General features: G+C 34.8%; 12 protein-coding genes and 1 tRNA gene. 1 reads left to right on the forward strand and 12 read right to left on the reverse strand.

The genetic code is table 11. The annotated features are described in order from the left end of the window. Positions 1-11 precede the first annotated feature (11 nt). Both Q0W95_RS03795 and Q0W95_RS03800 read right to left on the reverse strand, forming a co-directional pair. Positions 12-1,481 (reverse strand): 4-hydroxyphenylacetate 3-hydroxylase family protein, encoded by a 1,470-nt coding sequence (locus tag Q0W95_RS03795; protein WP_297790159.1) that lies wholly within the window; start codon positions 1,479-1,481, stop codon positions 12-14. 243 nt (positions 1,482-1,724) lie between these two features. Then, a complete protein-coding gene (locus tag Q0W95_RS03800) occupies positions 1,725-3,083 on the reverse strand; it encodes a sigma 54-interacting transcriptional regulator (RefSeq protein ID WP_297790161.1) in 1,359 nt (452 codons plus the stop codon). A gap of 142 nt (positions 3,084-3,225) precedes the next feature. Between Q0W95_RS03800 and rpoN the strand changes: the two genes are divergently transcribed. Beyond that, the gene (rpoN, locus tag Q0W95_RS03805; RefSeq protein WP_297790163.1) at positions 3,226-4,518 is read left to right on the forward strand and encodes an RNA polymerase factor sigma-54; all 1,293 of its coding nucleotides are present in this window, start codon (positions 3,226-3,228) and stop codon (positions 4,516-4,518) included. A 91-nt stretch (positions 4,519-4,609) separates the two neighbouring features. Here the strand turns inward: rpoN and Q0W95_RS03810 are convergent, their stop codons facing one another. The 10 genes from Q0W95_RS03810 to Q0W95_RS03855 all read right to left on the reverse strand — a co-directional run bounded on the left by Q0W95_RS03810 (position 4,610) and on the right by Q0W95_RS03855 (position 13,432). Beyond that, positions 4,610-5,593, reverse strand: a complete 984-nt coding sequence (locus Q0W95_RS03810; RefSeq protein ID WP_297790165.1) for a tagatose 1,6-diphosphate aldolase — start codon at positions 5,591-5,593, stop codon at positions 4,610-4,612. Next, positions 5,590-6,519: a hexose kinase gene (locus Q0W95_RS03815; RefSeq protein WP_297790167.1), complete on the reverse strand. Its 930-nt coding sequence runs from the start codon at positions 6,517-6,519 to the stop codon at positions 5,590-5,592. The genes Q0W95_RS03810 and Q0W95_RS03815 overlap by 4 nt, the downstream gene beginning before the upstream one ends. Further along, positions 6,516-7,643, reverse strand: coding sequence for an N-acetylglucosamine-6-phosphate deacetylase (gene nagA, locus Q0W95_RS03820; protein ID WP_297790169.1), 1,128 nt, complete (start codon positions 7,641-7,643; stop codon positions 6,516-6,518). Before nagA ends, Q0W95_RS03815 begins: the two co-directional genes overlap by 4 nt. A gap of 11 nt (positions 7,644-7,654) precedes the next feature. After that, positions 7,655-8,356, reverse strand: a complete 702-nt coding sequence (locus Q0W95_RS03825) for a GntR family transcriptional regulator (protein ID WP_297790171.1) — start codon at positions 8,354-8,356, stop codon at positions 7,655-7,657. A gap of 6 nt (positions 8,357-8,362) precedes the next feature. Next, positions 8,363-9,496, reverse strand: coding sequence for an SIS domain-containing protein (locus Q0W95_RS03830; protein WP_297790173.1), 1,134 nt, complete (start codon positions 9,494-9,496; stop codon positions 8,363-8,365). An 81-nt stretch (positions 9,497-9,577) separates the two neighbouring features. Next, on the reverse strand, positions 9,578-10,327 hold the full coding sequence (locus Q0W95_RS03835; protein ID WP_297790175.1) for a DeoR/GlpR family DNA-binding transcription regulator: 750 nt from the start codon (positions 10,325-10,327) through the stop codon (positions 9,578-9,580). A gap of 703 nt (positions 10,328-11,030) precedes the next feature. Continuing rightward, on the reverse strand, positions 11,031-11,561 hold the full coding sequence (gene lacB / locus Q0W95_RS03840; RefSeq protein WP_297790177.1) for a galactose-6-phosphate isomerase subunit LacB: 531 nt from the start codon (positions 11,559-11,561) through the stop codon (positions 11,031-11,033). A 10-nt stretch (positions 11,562-11,571) separates the two neighbouring features. Then, entirely contained in the window at positions 11,572-12,024 is a 453-nt protein-coding gene (locus Q0W95_RS03845; protein ID WP_297790179.1) for an RpiB/LacA/LacB family sugar-phosphate isomerase, read from the reverse strand. 535 nt (positions 12,025-12,559) lie between these two features. Continuing rightward, positions 12,560-12,635, reverse strand: a tRNA-Gln gene (locus Q0W95_RS03850). A 68-nt stretch (positions 12,636-12,703) separates the two neighbouring features. Then, positions 12,704-13,432 (reverse strand): hypothetical protein, encoded by a 729-nt coding sequence (locus Q0W95_RS03855; RefSeq protein ID WP_297790181.1) that lies wholly within the window; start codon positions 13,430-13,432, stop codon positions 12,704-12,706. Positions 13,433-13,834 lie beyond the last annotated feature (402 nt).

A 13,834-nucleotide genomic window follows, 5' to 3' on the forward strand; every position in this document is an offset into this window, starting at 1 on the left:
GTTTCTCTCTTCTATTTAATTTTATCTTTAGTTACATCCACATGAGCAATCTTTCTAGCCATTTCTTTTTTAGCTTCAAGGTTTCCTTGTCTTGCTATCATTATTCTTTGTGCTTGAGGTGAGCCTGCTCCATGCATTGATTCTGTTCTGTAGCCTACTGCTGCTGTTCCTAGGGTGATGTTTTCGATTAGTCTTAGTACTCTCATCCTGTTTTCTACATCCATTCCCACTTTTCCTTTTAGGTATTTTCTTACCCATGGGCCTGTTACTTCGCCTCTTAGGTCTTTTTCTGATGGCATTGTTACCATTAGTCCACCTGCTATGTCTTCTGCTAGTCTTGCTATTTCATATGGGAATCTTGTTACGTTTTGTTTACATACGTTGGCTAGGAGTAGGTCTACTAAGTAGTTGCCTGATTCTGTTTTGTGTCCTTCTGCTGAACAGGCTAATGAACAACCCCATATTGTTTCATTTAGGTGTTGCATTTCTATTATTTTGTCTTTTATGTGGCTTGCTTTTGGTACTCCGTTGTAGTCTGCTGCTAGGGCTGCTGCTCCTATTAGTACATCGCCTACTCCTGTTTTGCAGGCGTAAGATTGTCTATGGTAGCCTGCGAATCTTTCTACCATCATGTTTGCGTATTTATATTCTTTGCACATGAAGACTCTTTCGTTTGGTATGAATACTCTGTCGAAGATTACTAGGGCTTCTTGACCTCCGAATGTGTTGTTTCCTAGGTCTATGTCTGCTCCTTCTTCTAGTTTTCTTGTATCACATGATTGTCTTCCGTAGATCATGAATACGCCTTCTGCATCTGTTGGTACTGCAAAGCTTACTGCGTAGTCTTTGTCTTCTTCTGATAATGACATTGTTGGCATTATTAGGTGTTCGTGGCTATTTAGGGAGCCTGTTTGGTGAGCTTTTGCTCCTGATACTATTATTCCATCTTCTCTTACTTCGTTTATATGTACGAACATATCTGGATCTTCTTGAAGGTGTGGGGCAAGTCCTCTATCTCCTTTTGGATCTGTCATTGCTCCATCTATTGTCCAGTCTTTTTCTTGGGCTTCTAGAAGGTAGTTTTTTAGCCTTTCATGGTAGTTTGTTCCGTATTCTTTGTCTATTTCATATGTTGTTGAGTATATTGAGTTTAGGGCGTCCATTCCTACACATCTTTGGAAACAGCTTGCTGTTTTTTGGCCTAGGAGTCTTTGCATTTTTATTTTCTTTACTAGGTCTTCTGGGCTTTGGTGGATGTGGCAGAATCTATTTATTTTTTTGCCTGTAAGGTGGCTTGTTGTTGTTAGTAGATCTTCGTATTCTGGGTCATGAGCTAGGTCATAGGTCATTGCTATTGAGTTTACTGATGGCCTTAGTATAGGGTGGTCTACCGGATTTTCTATTAGTTCTCCAAATATGTATACTTTTGGGTTTAGTTTTCTTAAACTTTCTATGTATTCTTTTCCTGTCATTAATGTCATAATTTCTCTCCTTTCAAACTTATTATTATGTATTACGACTTGTACTAATATCTATGCAAATATCGTGCCAATGTTAAAGGCTCGATTTTTCTTGCTTTCACTTTAACCAAAAAAATCCAAATTGCAGAAATGCAATTCGGATTTTCCTAAAATTAATTTTATTCTGTTAATAAATCGTTCCCATAGTGTTCATAGGTAATCTTGCATATCTGCAATTATTGATTTTTTGCAAGATTATATCCTTCAAATGGAATATTTTTGTCTTTTTCTCGTTAATGTTGATGGGTCTATGCCTAATATTTTTGCCGCTTCCTTATTATTTTTGGATTTTTTTAATGCTTGAGTTATAACTTTTATTTCTAGATTTTCTACTAAATCATTTAGCTTCATCCCATCTGCAACATCTAGTTGAGCTCGTTGATCACTTTCTCTAAGTGATATCGGCAGTTGATATTCTTCTATAGTCTCATTACTAGATAAGATATATGTGCGTTCTATAAGATTTTTTAATTCTCTTATATTTCCAGGCCATTTATATTCGTATAGAATTTTGAGGGCTTCATTGCTGAAATGCTTTTCTTCACCATATATATTTATCAAATCATTTAGAAAGTATTCGATTAGCACCAAAACATCTTCTTGCCTTTTCCTTAATGGAGGAATGTATATAGGTATAACATTTAGCCTATAATATAAATCTTCTCTAAAGCTTCCCTCCTTGACCATTTCATATAAGTTTTTGTTCGTAGCAGATATTATGTTCACATCTGCCTGAATATCTTGATAACCTCCGACCCTATGAAATTTTTTGTCCTGGATAACTTTTAGAAGTTTCGTTTGCATTTCTTGAGAGATATCTCCAATCTCATCAAGGAAAAGAGTTCCCCCATGGGCTAACTCAAATATTCCTTTTTTCCCATTTTTTAATGCTCCAGTAAATGAGCCTGGTTCATAGCCAAAAAACTCTGATTCCATGAGGGAGTCAGGTATAGCGGTGCAGTTTACTTCTATAAAAACTTTGTCCTTTCTTATTCCTTGCTTAGCAATTAACTTCGCTACAAGGTCTTTTCCTACACCTGTTTCTCCATTAATCAGGATCGTAGTATCGTATTTGGAGGCTCTAATTGCTTTGTTGACTACTTCTTTCATGGACTCTGACCTATAAACAAGGTCTCCATCCTTTTCTAGCATACTAACAAGTTTGTTTATTCTTTTTTTCTTAGCATCTATATCGTTTTTTATTTTATTTAAACTTGTTAAATCCCTCAAGATAGTAACTACCATATTTATCTCTTTCCTATCATTGTAGATAGGGGAGGCAGTTATGAGGACTGTTTTTTTGTTACTGAGTGTTTGCACCATAGTTATCTCAGATTTTTCCGCTAGAACTTTTAAGGTTGCTGATTCGTCTATTAGCTTCTGCTTTACTACATCTTCCATGTATTTGCCAATAAACATATCTCTTTTGGCTCCGCTTATGCGTTCGTATGATTTATTTACAAATAGGGTCTTGGCTTTTCCATCAGTTATATAGATACCTTCGCTTACCTCCTCTAATATTTTTATAAGGTCGGCTTTATTTACTGATTCTGCTTCTTTCATTTAGATTTCCCCCTTCTTTCGTTATAAATAAAATATCATATATTCATAAATTATTATACCTTATCTTCTTATATCCTTTAGCATATAGCCTTCTTGCTTTTATTGGTCTAATATCATATGATTAATATATAAGAGGCTTGCTATGGATTTTAACTTAAATACAAAACTTGAACAAAATTTAATACTAAGCCAAAGCTTGAGGTATGCCATAGAGCTGTTGACTATGAGTAGTTACGACTTGGAGAAGGAAATAGAGTCTGAATCAGAGGGCAATATCTTTATAGATATGATGCCTAGAAAATCTTCAATCGTTAGATCAGATTGCGATTCTTATGATAATTTTGATTTTATTAATAGCCTTAAAGATTCAAAAGAAGATTATAGGAAGGAACTCTTAGAAGAGGTAAAACTTATAAAGCTTAGTGATTTAGATTATAAAATTTCCGAATATATTATCTATAGCTTAGATGAGAAGGGGTACTTGAGGACTCCTGTTGAGGAAATATCTAATATATTCCAAACTTCAACAGAGCTTATAGAAAAAAATATTGAAATAATCAAGAAACTTGGCCTTGGGGGTCTTTCAAGTAAAAATATTAAGGATTTTTTCATCTTCCAAGCCTCAAATGATAATCTAAAGGACTTTATTAGTAAATATTTTGATAAAATAATATCTTGTAAATTTTTTTCGATTCTTAGAGATTGTCCAAATAGAGAGGATGAGTTTAAGATTTACTTAAACGAGATTAAGAATTTCAGATTATACCCCTTGCAAGGATTATTGAAAAATAATAATGAAGCAACTAATGTTGAAGTAGATATTGTAGCTGTGGTAGGAGATTCAATTAGGGTAAAAATAAATGATCCTGTAGCCTTTAGGATTAATGATTTTTATCGAGATATGATTGACACCGCCCCAGCTCAAACAAAAACTTACCTTAAAAGACAACTTAGTAGGGCTAAGTTTTTAAAAAATTCCATTAGTCAGAGAAATAGGAACATTTTGTCAGTAAGTAAGGCCATTATAGATTATCAAAAGCCCTTTATTTTGGGAGAAAAGCCCTTAAAGATATTGACTATGAAGTTGATTGCTCAAAAAACTGGTCTTTCTATTTCTACAGTGTCTAGGGTAGTTAATAACAAAAATCTTATGTGTAATTCAAAAATTTATTCCTTAAAATCGTTTTTTTCATCAGGAATAAAAACGCCATATGGAGAATTTTCAGCAGATCAAATAAAAACAATAATCATTTCTAAAATAGAAGCCGAAGATAAGACTCATCCTATATCAGATGATAGCTTGTGTGAATTGCTAAACAGAGAAGGCATCCTAGTTAAGAGAAGAACAATCAGCAAATATAGGAATAAACTAGGCATTTTGAACACTAGAGAAAGAAAATATATCTCTACCTTTGAATTTTTTTTAAATACTTGATTTGTTTTTTATTACAAATAGAACCCTCCTTGTTGGTTTTTCCAATAAAGAGGGTTCATATCATTTTTACTAGTTAATATTTAAACTTTTCTTATCCTTCAATCTTTTCAAAAACAGAGTGGGCTGTTTCTATTAAGACTTGATTTAGGGTTTCTATATTTGATTTTCCTGTTGATTCCAACCATTTTTTAGCTTCTGCTTGGTCTTTGCCAAATATTGCTACTGAGTCTTTCCATGTTGCTCTTCCACATAGGACTCCATTGAAGTTTGATTCTGCTTCCTTGGCAAGTTTTAGGGTTTCTTGGAAGATTTCAGCACTTACTCCACCTGATAGGAAAATGAATGGTAGATTTGTTGATGCAGCTTGGTCTTTGAAGTGTTTGATTGCTTCTTCTCTTGTATAAACGGCCTCTTCATTACCTATTGTTTCTACAAAGTTCATGTTAGTTGGTGTTTCTACCTTGAGTACGTCAACCTTATATCTTGGGTCAGAAAATTCTTTCATGGCAGAGTTTACCTTGTATGGTCTAACTTTGGCATATTCTGCACTCTTTTCTGAATCCATATTTCTATCATAGGTTATGATTTCAAGAAAGTGTGGAAGTCCAAGTCCTTCACATTCATAGCCAACTCTTTCTACCCAAGCTTTTTTGATGTCGTTTGTTTTTTCATCATCATCACAATCGAAGTATAGTAGGGTTTTTATGGCATTTGCTCCCATTTCCTTTGCTCTTAGGACGCTCATAAAGTCAATTAGTCTTGGTAATCTTCCTTCATCATATTCATCATAACCAGTTTGTTCATAGCTTAAGATTAGTCCAGCATTTTTATCTTTGGCTTTAATTCCTTTTTCTCCATAGATTGGATCTAGGAGGATTGATGAAGCAAAGGGTGTAAGTTCTTTTGATACTAATTCCTTGTAAGAACCAATTCCCTCAACATTATTTAGGTCAGGATTTGCTGCTTGCATCATTTTTTCCATTGACCCTCTTTGGTCTATGGCAAGGGCTGCTATAGCTCCATCCTCATTTACTAATTTCTTTAGGTTTTCTAATTTTTCTTGTGAAATTTTCATTTATATTCCTCTACTTCTATTTTATCAAAATATTCGTCAAACTTTTCTATTTCTATGTGGGCGATCTCTTCTGTAAGAACATTTAGGAGCCCACAAGTCATGGCTGTCTTTATCACATCCACATCATTTTCTTTCTTGGCTATGGCAAAAATAGCTCCTGCAAGGGTTGAATCTCCACTCCCAACAGGATTTACTGCACAAACTTTAGGGACTTTTGCATTGTAAAGTTTATTTCCTACCTTAACAACCGCCCCATCCTTGCCCATAGAAACTATGATGTATTTGATATCACTAAATGGTTTTTCTAATAGGATATCTCCAAGGTCTTTCTTTGCTATTTTTCTGCCAAGAACATAGCCAATTTCTGTTTCATTTGGTTTAATTAAGTCAGGCTTGATTTCAGCCTCAATCATATCCCTTAGGGTTTTTCCTGAAGTATCAACTGAGATAAATTTATTATTTTCTTTGGCAAAGCTTATTATTTTTTTATAAAAATCGCTAGTTACTCCCTTTGGCAAAGAACCCGATATGTTTATAACATCGCAGTCTTCGCTTATTTCTTTAAGCTTATCAATAAAATCTTCCTCTTCTTCTCTTGCTATAGTTGGTCCTGCCTCAAGAATTTCTGTTTGCTTGCCTTCGTGAAGAATGGCTATACAGTTTCTAGTTTCTTCCTTTATTTTTACAAACCTTGCCTCATGGCCTCTTTTTTCTAGGTCATCTTCAATATATTCTCCGAGCTTGCCACCTACAAAACCAGAATGCACTGGTCTTGCGCCAAGCTCTTTGAGGACGTAGCCTACATGGATGCCCTTACCCCCTGCGTGTTTATTGATATCAGATGTTCTTGTTACATCATCAATGTTAAACTTATCTAAATGATAAGATATATCCACAGAAGGATTAGCAGTTATAGTTAATATCATCCAAAAACTCTCTCTCCATTTAAGAAGGTTGCTTTTAGGTCTAAGTTTTCATCAAGCACTATGAAGTCAGCATCATAGCCCTCGTGAAGCTTACCACAAACATTGTCTATACCAACTGATTTAGCTGGAACAAGGCTTGCCATTTGGATAGCTTCAAAGACATCAGCAATCTCCCATTCCACAACATTTTTTACAGCTTCTTTTAGCCTTAATATTGAACCTGCAAGATTTCCTGAATCTTTTAGCCTTGCAGTTCCGTCCTTTACAATTACTGGAAATTCTCCAAGCTTGTAATCTCCCTCAGGCATTCCCCCTGCGGACATACAATCTGTAATTAGAGCTACCTTGTCCCTGCCCTTGGCATTCATCAAAACATTGGCTGCTGCTGGATTTACATGGTGGCCATCGCAAATCAATTCTCCATAAGAATCTGTATTCATAGCTGCCCCAACCATTCCAGGCTTTCTGTGGTGAAGACCACTCATACCATTGTAGACATGAACAAAAATATTAGCTCCTGCTTCAACAGCCCTTACAGCCTCCTCATAACTTGCATCTGAGTGACCCAAGGCTACCCTAACCCCCATGGAGTTGGCCTTTTTGATAAAGTCGATTGCTCCTTCTCTTTCTGGAGCTATGGCAATCTTGTTAACCAACCCCTTAGATAGGTCTTTCCATTTTTTTAGTTTTTCTATTTCAGGATCTGACATATAGGATGGATTTTGTGCTCCCTTATATTTTTCAGTGAAGAATGGTCCCTCAAGGAAAATCCCGCGAACCTTGGCTCCTTCAACATTTTCATATTCCTCGCCTATCACCTTACAAGCTTCATTTAATTTTTCAGTTGAATCTGTAAGAGTAGTTGGTAAAAAGCTTGTTACCCCACATTCCAAAATCCCCTTAGAAATTTCATTTAGGTAACCTTTCTTGCAATCCATTATATCTTTTCCACCATAACCATGAATATGGGTATCCACAAGACCTGGAGCAATAATCTCTCCTAAATCTTCATAATTTTCTGGTTCTTCTTTAGAAAATGACTTAATCTTGCCATCTTCTATTTGCATATAATAATCTTCTAAAATCCTATCTTCTAAAACTATATATTTTGCGAAATAATACATTCTTTCTCCTCTTATCTTGGACTATAACTTGTTTCATAGTAGAACTTATCTCCTCTGGCGTAGGATATAGTATATTCAACCAAATTATCGTCAAAGTCAAAGCTCTTTCTTGTAATCTTTAGGCTTGGTGCATCTGCCTTTTGCCCTAAAAAGTTAGCTAATTTATTGGTAAGTTTTGCTACAGAAAATCTTTCATTTACAGTAAAAATTTTTGCATTAGACTCATCAAATATATCGTAAAGTGGTTTTTTGCCAACCAACTCTCTGGATATATTCGTAAATCTTTCATACGGAATATAGGTTGTTTCATACATCATCGGCTCATCATCAGCAAGCCTTAACCTTACAAGCTCTATTATCAAATCCATATTGTTAAGCTTCATCTGCTTGGCTAGGTCTTTGGTGGCTTTTTTTATCCTAAAGTCGATTATCTCAGACCTTGGAACCATTCCGTTTGCCCTAGTTCTTTGGGTGAAGGAATAATAGTTTGAAAGATTATCCCTTAAATTGTGCTTGCCTGTAACAAAACTCCCCTTGCCTTGAATTTGGATGATAAGTCCTGAATTTACCAAATCTCCTATGGCATTTCTTATGGTGGTTCTGCTAACCCCATAGTCTAGGCAGAGCTGTCTTTCAGAAGGAATCTTATCTCCCTTATCCATAGTAGATATTTTCTCTGTAATATCTTTTACAATATCTGAATATAAACTCATAGCGACCTACTTGGTATAATCGTGGATAGTAACGCCCTTTACAACCCTATTTACAGTATGAGACTTAGATGGATTATCTGGAGTATTGCCAACCCTAAGAGCTGTAATTAAGCTTATTAATTGAGCCACAACTGCAAATAGAACGCAAAGATAGGCATCATCAACCCCTTCTAGCTTATAAAGCAACTTATCATAAGCGCCATCAAGCTCTGTTGTGCTTACACCAATAACCTTCCTAGCTATCTTATCTAAGCAAAGCTCATCCAAGATATCTGTATCATAAGCCCTGGTGTAAGGATTGCTTGAAACAAAAGATACAACGAGAGTTTTTCCACTTACAAAAGACTTTGGCCCATGCCTAAAGCCCATACTTGACTCATACATACTTGCCACAAGTCCACCTGTTAGCTCCAAAACTTTAAGCCTCGCCTCATTAGTTAGCTTATACAAAGGCCCACTTCCTAGGTAAATTATCCTATCGAAGTCAAAATTCACTAAGCTCTCTAGCCTAGCCTTATCATCCAAAATCGACCTTGCAGCAGATGAAATCTTGCCAACAACCTTATCCTTATCAATACTCTTCCTATCAAAAATAAGAAGGCTTGTAAGAAGCATTGAAGTAAAAGAACTTGTCATAGCAAAGCCCTTATCATTAGTACCAGCTGGTTCAATGAAAACATATGATTTTTCATCATCATAGAGTTTTTGTGCAAGCTTGCCATCTTCCGCACAAGTAATAGCTAGATTATAGCAATCATCCACGAGTTTTTCCATAAGCTCAACTGCAGCAAGAGATTCTGGCGAATTACCACTTCTGGCAAAAGAAACTAAGAGAGTCTTTTCATCTTTTCTAAAATGCAAGTAAGGGGCGGAAACAAGGTCTGTTGTAGCTATTGATTCAAAATCAAAATCTCCATTTATCTTGAGATATTCTTTGGCAATATTTCCTACATACTCACTTGTGCCTGCCCCAGTGAAAATAACCTTAGAGCCCTTAGCTCTTTCAAGAAAGGCTTCAATTTCTGCTTTCTTTTGAGCATAGGACTCATAAACAAGTTCCCAAATATTAGCTTGTTGGAAAATCTCGCTGTAAGTATTCATGGCATCATTCGCCTTAATATAATCTAAATCTAAAAACATATATACCTCCTACTGGTAACTACCACTATAATTATATAACCTATAGCTTCTTTAGTCAACAAAGTAGGGAACCAATTGTAATCAATTAATCAATTTAGTGAATTTCTCTATCTCTTTTTTCCCTTTATTATTTATGAGGTTATCACATATTACATCAGCATTTTCTATATTATAGAAACCATAGAAGTCCTCAACACCAATTTTGGAAGAATCTGCAATAAGATAAGCCTTATTAGAATTTTCAAGAATTTTTGCTTGGAGGATACCCTCATCAACACTATAAGTGTAAGCCATGCCATCAGCTATACCATTTACTCCTATGAAGGCTCTGGAAAATCTGAGTTTTTCGACAAGTTCCATGGCAAGACTTCCTACAAAGGCACCTGTAATTTCCCTAAACTCACCCCCTATTAGAAAAACCCTAAGTCCTCTAATATACTTTAGTTTCTCAAAAAGATACAAGGAGTTGGTGTAGATATTACAAGTCTTGTTAGTTATGTGGTTACTAACATATTCAATAGTGGTTCCTGCCCCTAGAAATATATTTTCGTAATCTCCGATTAGGGCCGCAATAATTTTTGCTATATATTCTTTCTGATCCCTATTTTTTGAAAGTTTCTCATCATTAGAAAACTCCCTAGGTAAGGACATATCAGGACTTTTTGCCCCTCCATGAACCCTCACTAAGAGATTCTTATCCTCAAGCTCCTTAAGGTCACGCCTTACTGTCATGTCAGTTACCCTTAGAAATTCACTAAGCTTTGATACCTGGACTGTGCCTTCATTCTGTAGTTGAGATAAAATAAGCTCGTGTCTTTTTTCTTTTAACATAATTCTTCCTTTGCTTAATAGCCCAACTAGAGTTACGCTACTAAATCACTTTGTTTTTAATCTTTGTTTATATTGTACTATAACTATACCTGCAAATATCATCCTACCTGTCACATGTCAAAAAGATAATATCGCTATTGCTAGGAGAGTTCTTTAAGCTTACAAAATTCGTTTCTATTTACTCTCCTAGCTGAGATAAGATAACTTAAAAATGGAACTATTACAATGATTACCGCTTTTTGAAAAGCATTCTTGCTTGCAGTCGTATAACCAAGACCCCGTATTTGAGATAGGAAGGCTACAAATAGAAAAACTCCTATTATCGCTCCCTCTTTAAGTCCTTAAATTCCAGTAATTTTCAGCTTCAAACCATATATTACTAAAGAAACTAACAAGGCAATTATAAAAGATTGCTAGATAGAGAAGTAATTTAAGGACAAGGAACTAGCAACAAAGCCATTTACCATATTATTGCATCTGCAAATAAAGCTAATCTCCCTAGCAAGCTACTGTTTTTCATACCCTATCCTTCTCTTATCCTTTTTATAAAATAAATTCACCTAAATAATTTAGATTACTAAATATATCTTAGCAAGCCTTAAAACTAGCTCCTTAAAATAACTAGCTTTGTTAACTACCCTAATTGTTATATGAATTTGTTTGTATAGAAGATTAACAGCATAGAATGGACATTTCTTGGAAATCAGTCGTGATATTCTCCTCTATCCCATTTTTCAATAAATTCATCAAAAAACTCATCATTATTAACTTGGTCTTTCTCATCTTCCTTGTACTTATCCTCAATAGCCATAAGTTTCTTAATAATTTTATCCTTTTCTTCAGTTTTTTCATACTCAGCATTTAAGAAAGAGTCAACAATTTCAAAAGCAAGGTCTCTACCAACAATCATGCCCCCAAAAGCAATTACATTCGCATCGAGGTCTCTCCTAGCATGGATAGCTGTAGCACAATCCCTCACAAGAGCACAACGAGTACCAAAAGCCTTGTTTACCGACGTAGAAATACCTACACCTGTTCCACAAAGAACAACACCAAGGTCGCATTCCTTACTAGCAACAAGCTCCCCTACCTTTTTTCCAAAAATTGGATAGTGGGTTCTAGTATTGTCGTATGTTCCTACATCAACAACCTCATGACCAAGGCTTTTAAGGTGGTCTGAAACTTCCATCTTAAGACTTGTAACTATATGATCACATCCCAAAGCTATTTTCATAATCTACCTCCTACATCATCTTGTTGAGCATATCAATTCTGATTTGGTGGCGACCGCCATCATATCCATGGCTTAGGAAATTTCTAAGGCAAGATTTAGCCAAATCTTTACCAACAATTCCAGAACCCATAACCAAAATCCTTGCTCCATTATGTCTTTTTGTCATCAAAGCACTTCTCTCATCTGATACTTCCGCACTAACCATTCCCTTGTGTTTTGAGCACGCCATATAGCTACCTGCCCCATATCTATCAAGGACAACACCCACGCAAGCATCATCTGACCCAGTTGTCAAAATTCCATCAACCTCTAAAAGTTTTTCACAAACTGCATTAGAACTATCAACAAAATCGAAACCATCTTTAGTCAAATCCTCATAAGCAACTGATAAATTTTCTAGCTCTTCAATCAAAGCATCCTTTAATTCCAGAGCATTTACATCTGAAGAAATATAAACCTTCATAAGACCTCCTTGTTTGTTTTTGTCTTATTATATCTTTTTTTGTTCACTTATCTATATAGTACAAGAAATTCAAACATCTGTCAAGCGTTTTCAAGTAGATTATCAAGCAATTGAAAATTTTCAATAAAAAACTCTAGCAACTATTAAATCACTAGAGATAATTCCCTATCTTATTTCCGATCCCACAAATATTTGCAAAAAAACTTCAATAATTAAATAAATTAAAGTATCCTACCCACACTTATAAAACCAAACAAAAAAGAAAGCTGTACTGGTCAATCCTATATTATTAAATATAATTTTACGAATTGTTATAAACTTAAAAATCTTACTCATAATACTATTAGAAAATCATACAGAAAAAATAAATCAATTTTAAGAGCCTTAATCAACCTCTTTTTAATACACCCAACAAGAATATAGGATAAGTCTTATAGTCTTCGTAAGTTAGCGAAATTTATTTGAAAGATAATTAAATACTTTATCCCTAGACTATTCTTCTTAAAAGCAAAAAAAATACAGCCGAAGCTGTAAATGGCTGGAATGACAGGACTCGAACCTGTGCTCTCCAGAGTCAGAATCTGGTGCCTTACCAACTTGGCTACATTCCAAAAATCCTTACCCTTATAAATTACCGCTTTAAATTATTTTTTCAACATAAAATCCATAAAATAAGGGCTTATTTTCGACTACCTGTAAGACAAAGATTCATTTCATATCCTGCCCTAATTGCAGTATTAATTGACTTAGTATGAGAAAATTGCGTCGTTATAATAGGGCTAATATCGGGGTTTTCTTGCCTTATTATTAAAGATAGACTCCTTAAAATAGAGGCAGCAAGGCCATTGTATTTAGATTCTTCAGAAAATTTCTCCAGACCAACATCCCAAAGGTATTTCCCAGAAACAGAGCTACCAGCAAGGGCTATTAATTTTTTGTCATCATAATAACTAAGGCCAAGTCTATCATCATAATCAAAAGTAAAGGCCATTTTAGTCTTTCCTTTAAACTTTTCTATATCTTCTTTCTCTATCCTTGTAAATACAAAGTCTCTTACAAGTACTTTCCTATTAGTAAAACTCATCAAAGGAAAAAAATTATCAATTTCTATGCCAAATTCTCCCAGAATTCTATCTAAAGATCTGATATTATCTGCCTCAGCAAACCAGGCACCTGGATAAGCTTTGAAACTTTCCCTAAGTTTATCTATTAAATCAGAATTTTCCGATCTCATAAATACCCTTCCTCCTGTACATATCGCAGAGAATAATTTCTTATCATTAAACATAAAGGAATCATCATCCTTATTTACCTTAAAAATATTCCCTTTAGCTTCGAATTCTTCATAAGTAATTGAATAATCATTCATTATTTGTTTCTTAAAATTAACATCCATTTCTTTGTCCATATAAATCTTTCTAAATCATTATATCGTGATTCAAGTAAATTTCTTTATTTGTATAACGATTAAATTGTCTTTGTTCTGCGATTTACTCTTAAAGTCGTTTGCCGAGAAATTCTTCCTATGCTTTAATAGCTATATTTCAAGTTCAAAATGCCATTAGGTATTTTTATAGTTTCATAGGAGCTTAGTCTTAAATCTAGCATACAGCTACTTCCCAGTACCAAAAGATGCTTTAACTATCACTCTTATAACATAAACTGAGTACAATAGTCCGAAATAGTTTCTCAGCAAACGTGTTTTCGTGATAGGTGTTAGTTATTTATACAGCTTCTAATTTACGTACAAAAAAAGACTTGGTCTGTCTCTTATACACATCTCCGAGCCCACGAGACTATTGCGCTCATC

The sequence above is a fragment of the uncultured Anaerococcus sp. genome (assembly GCF_947253225.1).
Taxonomy (GTDB): domain Bacteria; phylum Bacillota; class Clostridia; order Tissierellales; family Peptoniphilaceae; genus Anaerococcus.